Source organism: Rhodobacter sp. NTK016B (genome assembly GCF_017303295.1).
Taxonomy (GTDB): Bacteria; Pseudomonadota; Alphaproteobacteria; order Rhodobacterales; family Rhodobacteraceae; genus Pararhodobacter.
This window is the reverse complement of the sequence record NZ_JAFKOK010000008.1, coordinates 120,863-138,136: the sequence shown is the minus strand read 5'-3', so window position 1 is coordinate 138,136 and position 17,274 is coordinate 120,863. Positions and strand designations below refer to the sequence as shown.

Sequence of the window (17,274 nt, the reverse complement as noted above, 5' to 3'; positions counted from 1 at the left end):
GTCCGCGTGCGGCTGATGGTGATCGCGTTGCTGCCGATGCTGGTGTTGCTGCCGCTGATGCTGGGGTCCACCATGCTGCGCTGGTCGGGCAAGATCGACGACATCCTGATCACCAAGGTGAATGGCGACCTGACCATCGCCGAACAATACCTCGCCCGGCTGATGGAGCTTTCGGGCGAGCGGCTCGACGCCGTGGCGGGCTCGGTCACGCTGAGAGACGCGCTGGACGGGGCGGGGCGGCTGGACGCGCTGCTGGCCGAGCGGCGCGAGGCTTTGCAGCTCGATTTCCTCTATCTCACCACCGGCGAAACGGGGCCGCGCGGCTTCGTGCCCGATGACTGGCCGGTGGTGCGCGCGGCGCTGGACGGACGGGCCGAAAGCGCCATCGACATCCTGTCGGGCGCGGCGCTTGATCAGCTCGCCCCCAATCTTGCCGCCATCGCCGCGATCCCGCTGGTGCAGACCGTGGCCGCCGTGCCCACCGACCGTGCGGTCGAGACGCGCGGCATGATCGTCCATTCCGCCGCCCCCGTAACCTTGCCCGACGGGCGGCGGGCGGCGTTGGTGGGCGGGCGTCTTCTGAACCGCAATCTCGACTTCATCGACACGATCAACGCGCTGGTCTACCGCGAGCAAAGCCTGCCCGAGGGCAGCCGCGGCACAGCGACGCTGTTTCTCGACGATGTGCGCATCTCGACGAATGTGCGGCTGTTCGAAGACGTGCGCGCGCTGGGCACCCGCGTTTCTGCTGCCGTGCGCGGGCGCGTGCTGGATGACGGCGCGGTCTGGCTGGACCGGGCGTTTGTGGTGAACGACTGGTATATCTCGGCCTATCAACCCATCGTCGACAGTTTCGGCGCGCGGGTCGGGATGCTGTATGTGGGCTTCCTCGAACGGCCCTTCCAGCAGGCCAAGACCCTGTCCGTTCTGTCGGTGGTGGCCGTCTTCCTGTTGATCGCTGCCGTTTCGGTACCGATCTTCCTGCGCTGGGCCGGGCGGATTTTCCTGCCGCTCGAAGGGATGACCCAGACCATCGCGCGGGTCGAGGCAGGCGATCTGAAAGCGCGCAACGGCGATACCGGCGACCGGGGCGAGATCGCGCAGGTTGCGGGGCATCTCGACCATCTGCTGGACGCGATACAAGAGCGCGACCGGCAGCTGCGCGACTGGGCCAACAGTCTGGAGGCCAAGGTCGAGGAACGCACCGCCGATCTGCGCGCCGCGAACCAGAAGCTCGAACAGACGACCGAGCGGTTGATCATGTCCGAAAAGCTGGCCGCCGTGGGCGAGATCACCGCCTCGGTCGCGCATGAGATCAACAACCCGATCGCCGTGATCCAAGGCAATCTGGACGTCGCCCGCAGCCTGCTGGCCGAGAATGCGCAGGCCGTGGATACCGAGTTCCGGCTGATCGACGATCAGGTCTATCGCATCGGTGCCATCGTCTCGAAGCTGCTGCAATTCGCACGGCCCGACGAATATTCCGGCGCGGCCAACGTGATTTCACCGGCCGAGGTGGTGCGGGATTGTCTGGTTCTGACTCGCCATCAGATCGAGGCCAACGGGATCGAAACGCAGGTCGAGATCGCCTCGGACCACCGGGTATTGATGGCCCGGACCGAGCTGCAGCAGGTGATGGTCAACCTGATCCTGAACGCGGTTCACGCCATGCCCGGGGGCGGGGTGCTGCGGTTTCGGGTCCGCGATGAGGGCACTGCGCCCGATGCTCTGGTCGCGATCGAGGTCGAAGACAGCGGCACCGGCATCCCGCCGGAAACGCTGCGGCGGATCTTCGATCCGTTCTTCACCACCAAGCAGGCGCAGGGCACCGGGCTGGGCCTGTCGATCAGCCAGACGCTGGTGAGTCGCGCGGGCGGACGGATCGAGGTTCATTCCGAAACCGGGCAGGGCAGCCGCTTCACGATTTTTCTGCCGCCTACCGATCTGCGCTGAAAAGGACAAAATGTCCCGGTTTGACCGGCCCGTTCGTACAGGTCGGGACAGGATGTCCCGTCCGTCGCGCCGCGGCCGGCTTTTGCAGGGTCATATTGTCATTTAAGGCATTGATTTAAAATAAATAATTAGTTTGACAGAAGGGTGGCGCCCTGCCGAAAACATCTCTGTGGCATGCCGTCGCATGCCGGAGCGACCCGCCGCGTATCCTGGGGAGAGGACGCGCGCGCAAGGGTCCGACGACAGAGGGAGGACACCACCATGAGCAACGCCCAAGGCGGCGCGCTCGGTTTTCTGCACAAGCGGAACATCGTCGCGAAACCCGGATTCAACCGCTGGCGCGTGCCGCCAGCATCCATCGCCATCCACCTGTGCATCGGCTCGGTCTATGCCTGGTCGGTCTTCAACCCGCCGCTGACCCGCCAGTTGGGCGTGGTCGCGCCCGCCGCCGGCGACTGGAGCCTCAGCTCGGTCGTATGGATTTTCTCGGTGGCGATCGTCTTTCTTGGCCTTGCCGCCGCGTTTGCGGGCAAGTGGCTGGAAGAGGTCGGCCCGCGCATGGTCGGCGTCGTCGCCGCGTTCCTGTGGGGCGGCGGTTTCATCATCGGCTCGGTCGGGATTTCGATGCACCAGCTTTGGCTCGTTTATCTGGGCTATGGCGTGCTGGGGGGCTGCGGGCTGGGGTTGGGCTATGTCTCGCCGGTCTCGACGCTGATCCGCTGGTTCCCGGACCGGCGCGGCATGGCGACCGGTATGGCCATCATGGGCTTTGGCGGTGGCGCGATGATCGCGGCCCCGGTCAAGGGCTGGCTGCTGAACCTGTATGAGCGCGCGCCCGACTATCTCGGTGCGCAGGACGCGGTTCAGACCGTCGTGCAGAATGGTCGTGTTTTTGCCGAAACCACTGCCGGTCAGGTCGAAGTGGTGATCGCCTCGGCCACGCAGGCGGCTGAACTGGGCGGTCAGGCGGGCGTCTATGTCGTCGGCACCGGCAATACCGGCGCGGCGGCCACCTTCCTGACGCTGGGCGTCGTCTATTTCCTTGTGATGATCGTCGCCGCCTTCCAGTACCGCGTACCCGCCGCCGACTGGAAACCCGAAGGGTGGGAGCCCAAACCCGCCGCCTCGGGGCTGGTGTCGCGCAATAACGTGCATATCGACCAAGCGCTGAAGACGCCGCAATTCTGGCAGCTCTGGGTCATGCTGTGCTTCAACGTGACCGCAGGGATCGGTGTGATCGGCGTCGCCAAGACGATGATGAGCGAAATCTTCGGCTCGGTCATGCCGCTGGTCGTCACCGCCGCTTTTGCCTCGACCTATGTGCTGATGATCTCGGTCTTCAACATGGTCGGGCGGTTCTTCTGGGCGTCGACCTCGGATTACATCGGGCGCAAGGCCACCTATACCTGCTTCTTCGCGCTGGGCACCGTGCTGTATCTGTCGATCCCGTATTTCGCCAGCGCGGTCGCCACCAATCCGGCGCTGATCTACCTGATCGGCTTCTATGTCGCGACGATGATCATCTTCTCGATGTATGGCGGCGGCTTCGCGACGATCCCGGCCTATCTGGCCGATATGTTCGGCACGATGCATGTCGGCGGCATCCACGGGCGCCTGCTGACCGCGTGGTCGCTGGCCGGCGTGCTGGGGCCCTTGGCGATCACCTCGCTGCGGCAGATGTCGGTGACCAGCGCGATCGAGGATCTCGCCTCGCGCGTCGATCCGGCGGTCTTTGCCGAGACCTTCGGTGCGCCGATCACCCAGCTTCAGGCTCTGGTCGATGCGCATACCGTCACCATCGCCCGTCTGATGGAGATCGCCCCGGCAGGCACGGTGGACCCGACGCCGAGCCTCTACAACACGACGATGTATTGCATGGCGGCGCTGCTGGTCGTGGCTTTCTTCGCCAACATGTTCATGCGGCCGGTGAAAGAGCATCACCACCACGACGAGCCGGAACTCGCGAGCATCCCGGTCGAATAAGGGGCGAGCCGATAATCGTGAAAGAGGCGCCCTCGGGCGCCTCTTTTCATCTTCGGTGTAGGGCCACGGCCCGCATCATCTCTGGCCGTCTCGATCTGCTGCTGCCTGCGGCCTTCGATAGGTCCGGTTGCCGTGCTGCCCGCTCGCGCCGTTACTCGGCCTGTTCTTCCGCGTCGAGCACCTTGCGGGCGGCGCGGAAGCACTCCAGCGCCTGCGGGACGCCGCAATAGATGCCGACGACATGGATGATCGCCCGTAGCTCGTCCTTGGTCACGCCGTTATTGCGCGCGCCCCGGCAATGCAGTTCCCATTCGTGCATCTTGCCCAGCGCACCCAGCATGGCGAGGTTCATCATCGAGCGGGTCTTGGCGTCGATCACCCCGTCGCCCCAGCCGAAGCCCCAGCACCATGCGGTCATCGCCTCTTGGAACGGTCGGGTGAAGTCGTCGGCGGCGGCGAGGTTGCGCTCGACATACTCGGCGCCGAGCGTCGCCTTGCGCTGTTCGAGACCCTTCAGGAAAAGGTCTTCGTCAAAGCTGTCCATGATGGTTCTCCGGTCGGGCCTGCGGTGGCCTTGGTGGTGACGGATCCGGCCCGGCGGGCGGTCCTGCAAGGGGGGCTTGGTTACGCTCCGGCGGTCTCTTCGGTCGCCAGCAGTGTCTCTGCCACGGCCTTGGCGTCGCTCAGATGCGCCTCGACGGCCAGCCGCGCGGCATCGGGATCGCGGCGCGCGATGGCGTCGCAGATGGTCTGCATATGGGTCGGGCCGGGCGTCTTCCGCTGATCGCTGGTCAGCGTCATGATGCGCAGGCGGGAAATCCGACCGTTGAGCCGCTGCACGATCTCCCAGGCGATATTGTGCCCCGCACCGTCGAAGATGATGCCGTAAAACCGCGTCGTGGCGCGGAACAGATCGCCGGTGGCCTGATGTGTCGCGGCTTTCTGGATCTCGGCCAGAGCCGCGCGCAGGTCCTTTTCCAGCGCGGGCGTCATGTTCGCCGCGCAGGCCTGTGCCGCCGCCGTTTCCAGCATCCGGCGGATATCGTAGATCTGGCGGGCATCGGCCCAGCGCAGGCGGGCGACGACCGGACCGCGATTTGGCTGCAGCTCGACCAGACCCTCGGCATCGAGATAGCGCAGCGTCTCGCGCACCACTGTCCGGCTGACGCCGAGCTGCTCGCACAGGACCCGCTCGACCAGCCGTTCGCCGGGCTTGAACGTGCCGCCGATAATGGCGTCGCGCAGGCGCTCGAGCACCATGTCGCGCAGCGTCGTCGGCTGCAGCTCGATCTTGTTCAGGCCTCGATTCTCCATGCTTCCGAGATAGCAGCCGCCCCCTGACCCGGCAAGCTTGATCGTAAGATTGTATTACGGTATTCCATAGTACCTTATGAATGAAAAACACCGAGGAGTCGCCGATGCCGGCCGAGATCCGCAAGACGCTGCTGCATGTTGAAGAGACCCTGATCGAGGGCGGAAAAGCCGCACCGGTTCCGCTGAAGATGATCGCGGCGGTGGCCGTGATCGCCAATCCGTGGGCCGGTCGTGGCTTTGTCGAGGACCTGCGCCCCGAAATCCATGATTGCGCGCCGGGCCTCGGTCAGCTGCTGACCAAAATGGTGCTGGATGCGGCCGGGGGCGGCGACAAGGTCGAAGGCTACGGCAAGTCGGCGATTGTCGGCCTGAACGGCGAGGTTGAACATGCCTCGGCGCTGATCCACACGCTGCGCTTCGGCAACCATTACCGCGAGGCGGTCGGCGCGAAATCCTATCTCGCCTTCTGCAACACGCGCGGTCCGGCCAATGCGCCGCTGATGATCCCGCTGATGGACAAGAATGACGGCGGTCGCCGCAGCCATTACCTGACGATCCAACTGGCGATCCCCGATGCCCCGGCGGCCGACGAGATCGTCATCGCGCTGGGCGCGTCGATCGGCGGGCGTCCGCATCACCGGATCGGCGACCGCTATCAGGATCTCAAGGAGCTGGGCCATGACGTCGATAACCCTGCCTCTGTCTGACGGCTCGGGGCGTCTGGGGTATCGCGAGGCCGGGCAGGGCGCGCCGCTGGTGCTGATCCACGGCGTCGGCCTGCAATCCGCCGCGTGGTCGCCCCAGATCGACGCCCTGTCCGACAGTCACCACGTCTATGCGCTGGACATGCCGGGGCATGGCGATAGCTCGCCGCTGCCCGAAGGGTCCGAGCTGCCCGATTTCGTCGCTTGGCTGGACCGCGCCGTCGCCACGTTTGGCCTGACGCGGTTCAGTCTGGCCGGGCATTCGATGGGCGCGCTGATTGCCGGGGGCTATGCCGTGACGCATCCCGACAAGGTGGCACGCGTGGCGCTGGTCAATGGCGTGTTCCGCCGCGACCCGGCTGCCCGCGCGGCGGTCGAAGAGCGCGCGCGCCAATTGCGCGAGGGGCAGGTCGATCACGACACCCCGCTGGACCGCTGGTTCGGTGACGCGGCCAGTGACAGGGCGGCGCGGGCGCGGGTGGCGGAATGGCTGCACGCGGTCGATCTGGGCGGCTATGCCACGGCCTATGGCGCCTTCTCGCGCGGGGATGCGACCTATGCCGACCGCTTCGGTGCGATCCGCTGTCCGTTGCTGGCGCTGACCGGCAGCGAAGACCGCAACTCGGCGCCGGAGATGTCGCAGGCCATGGCCGCCGCCGCGCCGAAGGGCAAGGCGCTGATCGTCGAGGGGCATCGCCACATGGTCAACCTGACCGCGCCCGAGATGGTGACCGCTGCGATGCGTGACTGGCTGGCCCTTCCCGACGCGGAACACGAAGCGGCCTGACCGCGCCACAGCGTTCTGAAAATGCGAAAAGCGGCCGATCCGGGATCGGCCGCTTTTCTGTCTGCCGGACCCAACCCGACGGAAGGGTTACTGCGCGTCGAGCGCGCCGATCTCGGTGAAGTAGCGCACGGCGCCCGGATGCATCGGCACCGTGTTCTGCCGCGTGCCCAGTTCCAGCGTCAGGCCCTGAAAGCTGGTATTGCTTTCGGACAGCGCCTGCAGATTTTCCCAGAATGCCTTGGTGAATTCGTAGATCATCTCTTCGTCGGCATCGGCATCGGTGAAGATCACCTGCGCCAGACCGAAGGTGTTCACCGGCTCATCCTGCCCGCTATAGGTGCCGGCGGGTACTTCGAACGGCACCAGCAGGTCGTAATAGGCTTCGTTCAGGCGCTCGATCAGCGCATCGTCAAAGCCGATATAGTTCACATCGACCGTGGACGAGAGCTGCTGCGCATTGGCCAGACCCACCTGGAAGACATGCAGCCCGCCATCGAAGACGCCGTTGCGGATCTCGTCGAAGACCTGCCCGGTCGACACGGTGCCGGCCTCGAAATCGTCGGTCGAGATACCGGCGGCTTCCAGCAGTTGCAGGTTCAGCCCGTAGGTGAAGCTGGACGGCGTGTTGATGTTGATCGCGTGGCCGCGGATCTCGTCAAGCGAAGTGATGCCGGAATCGGCGCGCACGAAGAAGTTCTCGGGCACGACGCTGAAGATGAACAGCTGGCGCAGGGACGAGAACGCGTCGGCCATCGGCACTTCGGCGAAGTCGCCGCGCTGGTTATAGGCGAATTCCAGATCGATCAGCGTGTTCAGCGCCACGTCCAGCTCGCCGCCCAGAACCAGACCCAGATTGTCGCGGTAGCCGCCCGTGGTCTGCACCGACATGCGGTAATCCGATTGCGCGCCGTTGAAGACCTCGGAAATCGCGGCGCCGTTGATATAGGGTCCCGAGCCCGAGCTGCTCGACCCGATCGACAATTGCGTCTGCGCACCGGCGGCGGTCGAAAGGGTCAGAAGGGCGGCAAGGGTCAGCGCCCCGGTCTTTGTTTTGGTGATGGACATTGGAATGTCTCCCTGTGGTTGGTTTCTGGTTTCGGAAAGGATGTCTCAGCCGGGCTGAGCATTGTTGGCGGCGCGGAAGATCCGCGCGCGCCGGGCATAGATCACGCCGACCACGGCAATGCCGATCAGGTCCGTGGCATAGCCCGGATTGATCAGCGAAAGGGCCGAGGCCGCCAGAAGCGCGCGCTCCAGCACATTGATACGGCCCGCGCACCAGCCCTGCACCGCAGCGGCCAGCGCGAAGACCCCGATCGCCGCCGAGACCGCCGACAGCGCGATCGTGGTCAGGTCACCCTGCAGCAGCAGGCTGGGTGAGAACAGGAACATGAAGGCGATGATGAAGCCCGGCAGCGCCTGCATGAAGGCGGTGACGGCCGTCTGCCACCAGTTCGCCCGCGCGATCCCTGCCGCCACCACCGCGACCAGCGCGACGGGCGGGGTCGAGCCCGATTTGATGGCGAAGTAGAACAGGAACATATGCGCGCCCAGCAGCGGCGCACCGGCGGCGGTCAGCGCGGGGGCGGTGAACATCGCCAGCAGCAGATAGGCGATGGGCGTGGGCATCCCCATCCCCAAGAGCGTCGCCGCCACCACCGCGAGCAGCGCGGTGATCAGAAGCGAGCCGTCGCTGATCGACAGGATGATATCGGCGATGCGCGGACCAAGGCCCGTGGTGACGATGGCCGCCTGCAGCAAACCGATTGACACGATCAGCGCGGTGATCGCCGCCGCTTGACGCGCGCCGCTGTCGAAATGGTCCAGAATCTGGCCCAGCGGCAGGCGCGAGACGCTGCGCGCCAGCCCGCAGACCATGGCCAGCCCGATGGCGATGACGCTGGCATAGGACGGCGTGTAGCTTTCGACGATCAGCAGGTAGAACAGCACCGCCGGGGCGATCAGCAGGTGCCAGCCGTCGCGAAAGGCGTCGCGGAACGAGGGGATCTCATCCTCGGGGATGCCCGCCAGCCCGGCCTTGCGTGCCTCGAAATGGACGACGCAGAACAACGACAGGTAATACAGCACCGCCGGCAGGATCGCGGCCACGGCGATGGTGGCATAGGGAATGCCGGTCAGCTGCGCCATGATGAAGGCCGCAGCCCCCAGGATCGGCGGCACAAGCTGTGCGCCTTCCGAGGTGTTGGTTTCCACCGCTGCGGCGACATGGCGCTTGAAGCCGGTGCGGATCATCAGCGGGATGGTAAAGGTGCCCGTGGCCACCACGTTGCCCACCGACGAGCCGACCATCGTGCCCAGCCCGGCGCTGGCGATCATCGCGCTTTTCGCTGCGCCACCGACCTGCCGACCGGTCGTGGCATTGGCGACATTCATGATGAAGTCGCCGGTCTTCGTCGCCTGCAGCGCCGAGCCCAGCATCATGAACATGAACAGATACGACGCCGCGACGCCCAAGCCGGTGCCGAAGAACCCCTCGGTCGTGTAAGCCACAAGATAGACCATGCGCTTCAGGTCCATGCCCGAATGCTGCATCACGCCGGGAAACTGCGCGCCGTACAGCATGTAGGCCACGCCGAACACGCCCAGCCCGAACAGGATCAGCGAATGCCGCCGTGCGGCTTCCAGCGCGATGACGATGATCGCCACGCCGATGGCGACATCTGTCGGCGTCAGAAAGCTCGACCCCCACAGATTGATGAGCCGCTCGAAATTGACGATCACATAGCCCATCGTCACCAGCGTCCCGGCCGCGAAGAGCAGATCGAGCCCCCATTGCAGCCCGCGCAGGCCCGGCGTCTTGGACCGCGCGCGGTCAAGAAAGGCTATGAACAGCATCGCGCAGGCGAACAGCGCCAGATGCACGATGGTGGTCCGATAGGGGCCGTACAGGGTCGCGTAGACCATATAGGCGAAGATCGCCATGCCGACCCCGGTCAGCAGCCAGTCCATCGCCGAGCGCGGCTCGGTTCTTACCCCTATCGGTGCCTCGGTCTGGGCCTCGGTCCTTGGCTCGGTGGCGGTCATTCGGCGGGGTCTCCGTTTTTGTTCAGTCGGCACAACTGGCGTTGTGCGGCGCGCGCGGCGGCTGCAACGTGGTCTTGGGTGGCTTTCTCGGCGGCCTCGGGGTCGCGGGCCAGCAGCGCGTCGGCGATGCTCTGCATTTCGCGCAGCGAATCGCGGTGGCGGTCGAGATCGGACATGGATTGCGAGCGCAGGAAATAGATCCGGTCGATCATCGCATTGAGCGACCGCGCGATTTCGCGGTTGCCCGACCCGTCGAGTAGGATGTCATAGAACCGCGTGGTCGCGCTGCGGATGTCGGCCAGATGACCCTTGGCAAAGGCTTCGCCCAGCTCTGCGGAGCTGGCCGCGATCGCATCCATCTGCGCGGTATCGGCGCGCTGGGTGAACAGCCGGGCTGCCAGCACCTCGAGCGCGGCGCGCAGTTCGTAGATATCGGCGACTTCGCCCTCGGTCATCACCGCCACGATCATCGCATTCGCGCCGTCGCGGCCGATCAGGCCCTTTTCTTCCAGCCGGGCCAGCGCCTCGCGGACGATGGTACGGCTGACCCCGGTCGAGGCGCAGAGTTCCCGTTCGACGATCTTCTGCCCCGGCGGCAGGACGCCGTCGAGGATCGCGTCATAGATCGCGTCCTGAACCTGCGCGCGCAGGGTCTTGTGAGTGCGGTCCACCCGCAGGGACGAGGGGGCAAGGGCGTTCAACAGGGCCTCCGGACAAGCGGTTCGTCACATCGTAGCAGCGTATACCGTAATACAATAGACCGTATTAGGATAGCTCCGCCTGTCAAGTCGCGTTGTGACTTCGGGCGTTTTCAGAGGGTGCAGAGCGCAGGGAATCGGTCGCGCGGGTCAAAAAACCGGCGCGTGGCAGGGGTATGAGGCGGAGATAAAGCGGTGCTCTTCCGGGGTGGGCGCACCGGATGGCAATCGGGAGCCGATTCGCCGTCGAGGGCCAGGCGCGGCTCACAAGGGGCGCACAGAAAACGCGCGGCGCGCAGGTCACCATCTGCCCGGCACCGGGCCCATGACGCTGTCAGGAAGGGGGGAGATGGTGGGCGACCCTGGATCGCCAGCCATATCCGCAAACCATTGATTTCGCTGCAACCGCTTGGCGGGCAAGTTACGAATTGTCCCACCTGTGTGGCCCACCTGCGCCCGATCCGCAAGAGACCGACCAATCTTCGGCGTGCTCGACGTATTCCTCATGGATGTTGTCATTCCTGTGGGAGAGGTGTGGCGTCCCGGCGATGGCGATGACGGCCCAATACGACAGATAGGTGCAGTATTCGTACAAAGGCCCCGCGCTGTACTCAAACGCTGGCGACAGAACTTCAACGGCACCGGACCAACACGACAGCCGCACAAGGCAGCAGAGGAAAATGTCGCCCAACGACAAGATGCATGCCGACGCTTATGCGGTAGCCGAGATGATCCAGTTTATCTGGAGATCCCGTGTGCGGGATGGCCATCCGATTACCGTCTTCATGCCTTGCCCAAAGATGCGCAAGCTCTGGACCCGATGGGTCGAAGGCGAGATATGAGTTCGAGCGCCTGCCGCGTCTTCCTGCTGAGGGTGGGCGAATAGTCGGCCTATGGACAAGCCTTAAAGCCCGGCTTGAGCTCTCGTAAGTGCAGCTTCTGGCCGAGCAATTTCATGCTTGAGCTTTGTGAGCGCCATCGTAGGTTGTACCCAACTCTACGACCAACTGAGGGCATGATCACAATGGCACTTACAGCACTCGCTCGCGGTGGCATTGCAGCGCTAGCCGTCTCCGTACTGTTCGCGGTGCCAGTGGCTGCTCAACAAAGTATGCAAGCCGTCTCGCAAGTCGTGGCCGGGTCGCAACATACCTGTGCGTTGCGCGAAGATGGCTCGCTATGGTGTTGGGGTGCGAATGCGCACGGGCAGCTTGGAATCGTACGATACGGCTATGATGAGTACCGCGCCACACCAACTGAAGTCCCAGGGTTTCGGAACCTGGTACCCGTGTCGCAATTGTCGGCAGGGTCGTTTCACAACTGCGCTGTTATGATAAATGAGCGGATCTACTGTTGGGGGTGGAACGGCAACCGTGCGCTTGGGCGGGAAACGCCCCAAGTGATACCCTGGCCGGTACGGTTACAAGGTTTTTGGAGTGTCGCTGCTGTGGCGGCGGGGAACCTTTCAACTTGTGTGTTGAACGAGTGGGGTGGCGTACGGTGTATCGGGAGCAACGCTTGGGGTGCCCTGGGTAGAACAGACGTCTCGTTGACTGGCTGGTCCATAGAGCCAGGACGGGTGATTTGGTTGGGCCGCATGCAATCGATCTATGCAAGCGGTAGTTTCAATTGCGCAATCAACGCATGGAACATAGCGCGGTGTTGGGGCAGCAATGACCTGGGTGAGTTGGGACGTGATCCCAGTCTCGGAAGACGAAACCCGACCCACGTTCGGATTGACGATCTAGGACCGGTTTCGATGCTCGGATTGGGTGGTAGTTTTGGTTGTGGTCTTTCCGAAAGCGGACGGGTACGCTGTTGGGGTGACAATAGTCGTGGCCAACTTGGGGACGGCAGCGTTGAGACAAGTTATTCGCCAGTCGATGTAATCGGTCTGCCGCCAATATCAGCTATTGCGGTAGGAGGTCTGCATGCGTGCGCGCTTGATTTTTCTGGATCGGTCTGGTGCTGGGGCGACAATATCGACGGACAAACGGGACTTCCTTATGAAGAAGGCGTCATTGTGCCTGAGCCTGTACTTGTCGGAACCGAGCAGTCCTTTGTGTCGATTGTTGCAGGTAGCAACCACAATTGCGGACTGACTGCGGGTGGCGAACTATACTGTTGGGGTTCAAACAGAGAACGGCAACTCGGTGTCGGAGAGCGGTACAGGGGAACCAACATCCCACAGCAAGTGATTTTCCCAACTGCGACGGACTAGCCACTTCGCAGATGAGAGGAAGCCTAGACAACCGTGCCGACGACTGTTCATGCCGGTCTTGCGGGTTCACAGCAGCAGCTACGAGACGAAGTGCAACGGCACTGCGTTGACGGACCAGACTACTGGCCGCCGAGTGAAACTGCGCAAGCCCGCATCAAAAGTCGAACCGGTTTATAGCGCCTCGGAGCTGTGCAGGGAGGAATCCTTCTCTGAAGTAAGTGCTGAAGGTCACGCCAGTTTGGCTATGGCCTATCAGTGCTTTGAGCAATGGCTCCTCGACGCCGGAATGGGCCAGCCTGGTGACCATCGTGTGCCGCAAGCAATGGAACACAAGACCTTGGCCGCCCATTCCCAGTTCGGGTAGGAAGCGCTCATTGAACCAGCGTCCGGCGTTCCTGCCGTAGCCGTTCTGCGGTGAATAACTGAGCTCCGGAAATAGACGTGAATGCCCCAGTGCCTTCTGATCGTCATGGAATGTGAGGAAGCCACACTCGATCAGCTTGTCATGAAGTGGAACACGACGCTTTGACGAAGCGTTCTTCAGCCGCTTGTTGTCCTCGCCGTCGGGCGTCACATTGAAACACCACACTCCATCCCTGAGCTCTATGTCATGCACCTCCAACTGCGCGACTTCATTGAGACGCATTCCGGTGAACATCCCGATAAGTGCGGGCCACTTGTGTATGCCTTTGCGCACTAGCGTACTGTTCGGGTCTGTGAGGTGTGAGAACATGAGGCGGAGTTGCTCCGCCGAGAAAGCTCGGCGCCCTGCGTCGGTGGCTCTGACGTTGTTGCGTATCTTGAGGCCCGAGAAAATGTTTTCGGATGCGTATCGGTTGTTCACCGCCCACGTGAACAAACTTTGCATGTGGCCGAGATAGACATTCATGGTGCGTGGAGCGATGCGGTCAACATCAGGCACCTCCAGCATTTCACTCAGCGAAAGCAGCCGGGTCTTCGGGTTCTTGCTTCTGTTCTTGGGCAGCTTGAAGAGCGCAGCCTTCACTTCTTGGGCGTCTGTCCGTGTTGGTTCTGAGAGCGGCTTGGCTCCGGTCAGCTCTGAAAGCAGTGCCAGCGCGTCTCGCTTGTCTGCCTCTGTCTTTGCGACAAGTGCGCTGGTGCGCTCAAGCTCGTCGAAGTACCTGCCGACCACATCTGAGAACGGTCGAACTTCAGCGACTGCTTTGTTGGCGCTTGGCTGCTCGAAGTTGCGCTGGGGTGTCGTGTTTTGCCCTTGTTCGAGCACTACACTATCGAACTCCTTTGCATGCTCGATGGCGCCACTGATAAATGCCTTATGCCCTTTCCATATCTCTTCCAGCAGCAAGGCGCGCGCTCGACCCGCAGGGACACCGTTTATGCCACGCGCCGCACAGAAGGCCCTCAGAAGCCCATCTTCGCCGCCCGGGTGGGAGAGGGCCGCAAATTCCTCAGGGTCGTCTGCGAAGAGCTCCTGGGCGTTCTTGAGGCCAGCCCAGACGTCCTGTGTCGGGGGCCCATCGGCGGCGGTCTTGTCGCGGAACCTTCGAAGCAGCTGCCCGTAGTGTTCCCGCACGTGGCGGCGCATTTCTTCGTACCTCATGGCACGAATCTTTGGCCGCGAGAGCAGGGATTGTCCAGCAACCGCCAGCAACCTCGAGAGATGACGTGCTGTAGCGGGTTCCCGAGTCGCGAGTGAGATCTTGATGTGGGTCCGCTTGCGATTCGGGTGCAGGGCTACAGGTACAGGATAGCGGAAGTAGTAGATGCCATGCCGAGAGGTGCTGAGATAGGCTGCGAGGCGCATATGTGTCCCACCATTGTGGCCCACCAACGCTTTGTGCAGCTTAAGTCTCTGGAAACGGGGAGAATGGTGGGCGACCCTGGAATCGAACCAGGCGTGGGTCTCCCCGGCGGAGTTACAGTCCGCTGCCGCACCTTGCAGCACGTCGCCCGACGCTGGAGCGGGGAATAACGGCCCCGGCGGGGGGCGTCAAGACTGGAAACGGCGGGAATTCTCTGTGTCGGGCGCGGGCCTTTGCTTGAGTATTTGCGACAAGGTGATAGGGGCAGGGGATGCGCGGCCGGGCGGTGCGCGCGGGGCGGCAAACGCGGGGCTGGACGATGAAGAAACCGACCTGGGTGATCGAAAAGGAACGCAGCAAGCGGGCGGCGGCGGCCGAGACCGTCTGGCTTTTCGGTCTGCACGCGGTGCGCGACGCGCTGCTCAATCCCAAGCGCGAAAAGCTGCGCCTTTTGCTGACCCGCAATGCCGCCGACCGGCTTGCGGACGCGGTCGACGCCTCGGGCATGACCCCGGAAATCGAGGATGCGCGCAAGTTCTCGGCGCCGATCGCCGCCGATTCGGTGCATCAGGGCGCGGCGCTGGAAGTGAAGCCGCTCGATTGGGGTGCGTTTGACGATGTCTGCGCGGGCGGCAAGGGCCCGCCGCTGGTCGTGCTGCTCGACCGCGTCACCGATCCGCATAATGTCGGCGCGATTCTGCGCTCGGCCGAGGTATTCGGCGCGCGCGCGGTGATCGCGCCGCGTCACCATTCTGCGCCCGAAACCGGCGCGCTGGCCAAGACTGCATCGGGTGCGCTTGAGCGGCAGCCTTATCTGCGGGTGACGAATCTGGCCGAGGCGATGGAGCGCTTGAAGCGGATGGGGTTCACGCTACTTGGTTTGGCTGGCGAGGCCGAGGCGACGCTTGAACAGGGGCTGGCCCTTGTCGGCGCGCGGCCCGTGGCGCTGGTGCTGGGCGCGGAAGGCCCCGGGCTTCGGGAAAAGACCCGCGATACCTGCGATCATCTGGTGCGCATTCCGTTTGCCGGGGAATTCGGGTCGCTCAATGTGTCCAACGCGGCCGCCGTGTCGCTTTATGCCGCACAGGCAAGCGTGCAGGCGACCGGCGCTTAGGCGGCGGGTCCATTCACCACGAAATATCACGAAAACGCGACAGGGCTTTTTTTTTCCGGAAATGCGCTCATATTGTCACATGAAGCGGCGAGCTGGAACTCTCGCGTTTCCTCCACTGTCCCTCGTTCCCAACTGCGCCCGGCCGATGTGCCGGGCGCTTTTTCTTTGGGTCTTGTCGTTGCCGTCTGCGCGGATACCTTGAAGCGGAAGCGGAGACAGCCATGACCCAATTCCCAGACGCCCCCGACGATGCGACACTGCGCGAAATCCTGAAAAGCGTGAAAACCGTGGCGGTTGTCGGCGTCTCGTCGAACGAGATCCGGCCCAGCTATTACGTCGCGCGCTATCTCAAGCTGAAGGGCATGCGGGTGATCCCCGTCAATCCGGGGCTGGAAGGGCAATCGCTGTTCGGGGAAAGGGTCGTGGCCGATGTTGCGGACGCCCCGGCCGAAACCGATATGGTCGACATTTTCCGCCGCTCCGAACACGTGGCGCCCATCGTGCGTGCGGCGCTCGATGCCCTGCCGAACATGCGGGTGGTCTGGCTGCAGATCGGGGTCTTCAGCGACGAGGCGCGGGCGATGTGCGCCGAGCGCGGCGTGACCTTCATTCAGAACCGCTGTCCGAAGATCGAGTATCAGCGCCTGTTCGGCGAACTCAGGATGGGCGGGTTCAATACCGGCGTGATCAGCTCGAAACTGTGATCAGGTCTTCGCGCGCATCGTCTCGCGCATCGTGTTGAGCTGATCGCGCAAAGCGGCCAGTTGCGGGATCGACAGGCCTGTCGCGCGCAGGAAGCCTTCGGGCACATGCGCTGCGCGGTCCTGCATCGCCCGCCCTTCCTCAGTTAGATGCACGCGCACCTGCCGTTCGTCCCTGCTGTCGCGCTTGCGGGTGACAAGGCCCGCCGCCTCCATCCGTTTCAAAAGCGGGGTGAGGGTATTGGTTTCCAGCAGCAACTCGCCGCCCAGCTCGCCCACCTTGCGCCCGTCATTCGACCAGAGCGCGCTGAGCACCAGATATTGCGGATAGGTCAGGCCCAGCGGTTCCAGCAGCGGCTTATAGGCCGCCTGCATCGCGTGCTGGGTGGAATACAGCGAGAAGCAGAGCATATCGGCAGGGGAAATGGTCATGCCCGAAAGATAAGTCGTGCGCGATAGACGCGCAAGCGATTGACAGAAGGCTACGGCGCGCTATTTGTATCGCATACGATAGAATCGTGAGCGATAGGAGAATCACATGAGCGTCGACGTCAAATACAGCACCGAAGCCACGGCAACCGGCGGCGGTCGTGACGGCACCACCGCGCTGGCCAATGGCGAGCTGACCATCACAATGACCCCGCCCAAAGAGCTGGGTGGTTCGGGCAAGGGTCACAATCCCGAAGAACTGTTCGCGCTGGGCTATTCGGCCTGTTTCCTCGGCGCCATGCGCGCGGCGGCGGCCAAACAGAAGCTGGGCACCGTCCCCGATGACGCGAAGGTCACCGCCAATGTCGGCATCGGCCCGCGCGACGATGGCGGCTTCGGCATCGCCGTTGAGCTGAAGGTCGAGCTGCCGGGCGTCGACAAGGAGGTCGCGCAGAAGATGGTCGATGCCGGGCATTTCGTCTGCCCCTATTCGCACGCGACCAAGGGCAATATCGACGTGACCCTGACGCTGGTCTGAGCG

The 17,274-nt window shown here is 63.5% G+C and carries 16 protein-coding genes, 1 tRNA gene and 1 pseudogene; 9 read left to right on the top strand and 9 right to left on the bottom strand.

Annotated elements, in window-relative coordinates; genetic code table 11:
* The first annotated feature begins 15 nt into the window (after positions 1-15).
* Positions 16-1,953, top strand: a complete 1,938-nt coding sequence (locus JI664_RS12110) for a sensor histidine kinase (RefSeq protein WP_207014097.1) — start codon at positions 16-18, stop codon at positions 1,951-1,953.
* A 261-nt stretch (positions 1,954-2,214) separates the two neighbouring features.
* Positions 2,215-3,936, top strand: coding sequence for an OFA family MFS transporter (locus JI664_RS12105; protein WP_207013973.1), 1,722 nt, complete (start codon positions 2,215-2,217; stop codon positions 3,934-3,936).
* A 151-nt stretch (positions 3,937-4,087) separates the two neighbouring features.
* On the opposite strand, the gene JI664_RS12100 is transcribed toward JI664_RS12105, so the two are convergent.
* Positions 4,088-4,480, bottom strand: coding sequence for a carboxymuconolactone decarboxylase family protein (locus JI664_RS12100; protein WP_207013972.1), 393 nt, complete (start codon positions 4,478-4,480; stop codon positions 4,088-4,090).
* 80 nt (positions 4,481-4,560) lie between these two features.
* The gene (locus JI664_RS12095) at positions 4,561-5,250 is read right to left on the bottom strand and encodes a GntR family transcriptional regulator (RefSeq protein ID WP_207013971.1); all 690 of its coding nucleotides are present in this window, start codon (positions 5,248-5,250) and stop codon (positions 4,561-4,563) included.
* Positions 5,251-5,354: 104 nt separating this feature from the next.
* Between JI664_RS12095 and JI664_RS12090 the strand changes: the two genes are divergently transcribed.
* Positions 5,355-5,957, top strand: coding sequence for an amino acid synthesis family protein (locus JI664_RS12090; RefSeq protein WP_207013970.1), 603 nt, complete (start codon positions 5,355-5,357; stop codon positions 5,955-5,957).
* A complete protein-coding gene (locus tag JI664_RS12085) occupies positions 5,929-6,741 on the top strand; it encodes an alpha/beta fold hydrolase (RefSeq protein ID WP_207013969.1) in 813 nt (270 codons plus the stop codon). The genes JI664_RS12090 and JI664_RS12085 overlap by 29 nt, the downstream gene beginning before the upstream one ends.
* Positions 6,742-6,828: 87 nt before the next feature.
* On the opposite strand, the gene JI664_RS12080 is transcribed toward JI664_RS12085, so the two are convergent.
* The 3 genes from JI664_RS12080 to JI664_RS12070 are packed head-to-tail and all read right to left on the bottom strand — an operon-like array spanning position 6,829 to position 10,487.
* Positions 6,829-7,806, bottom strand: a complete 978-nt coding sequence (locus JI664_RS12080; protein WP_207013968.1) for a TAXI family TRAP transporter solute-binding subunit — start codon at positions 7,804-7,806, stop codon at positions 6,829-6,831.
* 45 nt (positions 7,807-7,851) lie between these two features.
* Entirely contained in the window at positions 7,852-9,786 is a 1,935-nt protein-coding gene (locus JI664_RS12075) for a TRAP transporter permease (RefSeq protein ID WP_207013967.1), read from the bottom strand.
* The gene (locus JI664_RS12070; protein ID WP_207013966.1) at positions 9,783-10,487 is read right to left on the bottom strand and encodes a GntR family transcriptional regulator; all 705 of its coding nucleotides are present in this window, start codon (positions 10,485-10,487) and stop codon (positions 9,783-9,785) included. The genes JI664_RS12075 and JI664_RS12070 overlap by 4 nt, the downstream gene beginning before the upstream one ends.
* Before the next feature lie 677 nt (positions 10,488-11,164).
* Here JI664_RS12070 and JI664_RS12065 point away from each other — a divergent pair.
* Complete coding sequence (locus JI664_RS12065) at positions 11,165-11,326, top strand: hypothetical protein (protein ID WP_207013965.1); 162 nt, start codon at positions 11,165-11,167, stop codon at positions 11,324-11,326.
* 113 nt (positions 11,327-11,439) lie between these two features.
* On the top strand, positions 11,440-12,705 hold the full coding sequence (locus tag JI664_RS24260; protein ID WP_414707734.1) for an RCC1 domain-containing protein: 1,266 nt from the start codon (positions 11,440-11,442) through the stop codon (positions 12,703-12,705).
* A 154-nt stretch (positions 12,706-12,859) separates the two neighbouring features.
* On the opposite strand, the gene JI664_RS12055 is transcribed toward JI664_RS24260, so the two are convergent.
* From JI664_RS12055 to JI664_RS12050, 3 genes and pseudogenes are all read right to left on the bottom strand, one after another.
* Positions 12,860-14,287, bottom strand: a complete 1,428-nt coding sequence (locus JI664_RS12055) for a site-specific integrase (RefSeq protein WP_207013963.1) — start codon at positions 14,285-14,287, stop codon at positions 12,860-12,862.
* Between the two features lie 39 nt (positions 14,288-14,326).
* Positions 14,327-14,491 (bottom strand): annotated as a pseudogene (locus JI664_RS24255) (DUF6538 domain-containing protein); the annotation flags it as partial.
* 64 nt (positions 14,492-14,555) lie between these two features.
* Positions 14,556-14,639 (bottom strand) — tRNA-Tyr (locus JI664_RS12050).
* A gap of 169 nt (positions 14,640-14,808) precedes the next feature.
* Between JI664_RS12050 and rlmB the strand changes: the two genes are divergently transcribed.
* On the top strand, positions 14,809-15,603 hold the full coding sequence (gene rlmB / locus JI664_RS12045) for a 23S rRNA (guanosine(2251)-2'-O)-methyltransferase RlmB (protein ID WP_207013962.1): 795 nt from the start codon (positions 14,809-14,811) through the stop codon (positions 15,601-15,603).
* 221 nt (positions 15,604-15,824) lie between these two features.
* The gene (locus tag JI664_RS12040; RefSeq protein ID WP_207013961.1) at positions 15,825-16,307 is read left to right on the top strand and encodes a CoA-binding protein; all 483 of its coding nucleotides are present in this window, start codon (positions 15,825-15,827) and stop codon (positions 16,305-16,307) included.
* Here JI664_RS12040 and JI664_RS12035 read toward each other — a convergent pair whose 3' ends face one another.
* Positions 16,308-16,736 (bottom strand): MarR family winged helix-turn-helix transcriptional regulator, encoded by a 429-nt coding sequence (locus JI664_RS12035; RefSeq protein WP_286174064.1) that lies wholly within the window; start codon positions 16,734-16,736, stop codon positions 16,308-16,310.
* Between the two features lie 106 nt (positions 16,737-16,842).
* Here JI664_RS12035 and JI664_RS12030 point away from each other — a divergent pair, with 106 nt between their 5' ends.
* A complete protein-coding gene (locus JI664_RS12030; RefSeq protein ID WP_207013960.1) occupies positions 16,843-17,271 on the top strand; it encodes an organic hydroperoxide resistance protein in 429 nt (142 codons plus the stop codon).
* The last annotated feature ends 3 nt before the right edge of the window (positions 17,272-17,274 follow it).

What these genes read in the sequence shown, in the direction of transcription:
- JI664_RS12110 (WP_207014097.1), top strand. Translation starts at nt 16, where the DNA reads ATGGTGATCGCGTTGCTGCCGATGCTGGTGTTGCTGCCGCTGATGCTG.
- JI664_RS12105 (WP_207013973.1), top strand. Translation starts at nt 2,215, where the DNA reads ATGAGCAACGCCCAAGGCGGCGCGCTCGGTTTTCTGCACAAGCGGAAC.
- JI664_RS12100 (WP_207013972.1), bottom strand. Translation starts at nt 4,480, where the DNA reads ATGGACAGCTTTGACGAAGACCTTTTCCTGAAGGGTCTCGAACAGCGC.
- JI664_RS12095 (WP_207013971.1), bottom strand. Translation starts at nt 5,250, where the DNA reads ATGGAGAATCGAGGCCTGAACAAGATCGAGCTGCAGCCGACGACGCTG.
- JI664_RS12090 (WP_207013970.1), top strand. Translation starts at nt 5,355, where the DNA reads ATGCCGGCCGAGATCCGCAAGACGCTGCTGCATGTTGAAGAGACCCTG.
- JI664_RS12085 (WP_207013969.1), top strand. Translation starts at nt 5,929, where the DNA reads ATGACGTCGATAACCCTGCCTCTGTCTGACGGCTCGGGGCGTCTGGGG.
- JI664_RS12080 (WP_207013968.1), bottom strand. Translation starts at nt 7,806, where the DNA reads ATGTCCATCACCAAAACAAAGACCGGGGCGCTGACCCTTGCCGCCCTT.
- JI664_RS12075 (WP_207013967.1), bottom strand. Translation starts at nt 9,786, where the DNA reads ATGACCGCCACCGAGCCAAGGACCGAGGCCCAGACCGAGGCACCGATA.
- JI664_RS12065 (WP_207013965.1), top strand. Translation starts at nt 11,165, where the DNA reads ATGTCGCCCAACGACAAGATGCATGCCGACGCTTATGCGGTAGCCGAG.
- JI664_RS24260 (WP_414707734.1), top strand. Translation starts at nt 11,440, where the DNA reads ATGCTTGAGCTTTGTGAGCGCCATCGTAGGTTGTACCCAACTCTACGA.
- JI664_RS12055 (WP_207013963.1), bottom strand. Translation starts at nt 14,287, where the DNA reads ATGAGGTACGAAGAAATGCGCCGCCACGTGCGGGAACACTACGGGCAG.
- rlmB (WP_207013962.1), top strand. Translation starts at nt 14,809, where the DNA reads ATGAAGAAACCGACCTGGGTGATCGAAAAGGAACGCAGCAAGCGGGCG.
- JI664_RS12040 (WP_207013961.1), top strand. Translation starts at nt 15,825, where the DNA reads ATGACCCAATTCCCAGACGCCCCCGACGATGCGACACTGCGCGAAATC.
- JI664_RS12035 (WP_286174064.1), bottom strand. Translation starts at nt 16,736, where the DNA reads ATGACCATTTCCCCTGCCGATATGCTCTGCTTCTCGCTGTATTCCACC.
- JI664_RS12030 (WP_207013960.1), top strand. Translation starts at nt 16,843, where the DNA reads ATGAGCGTCGACGTCAAATACAGCACCGAAGCCACGGCAACCGGCGGC.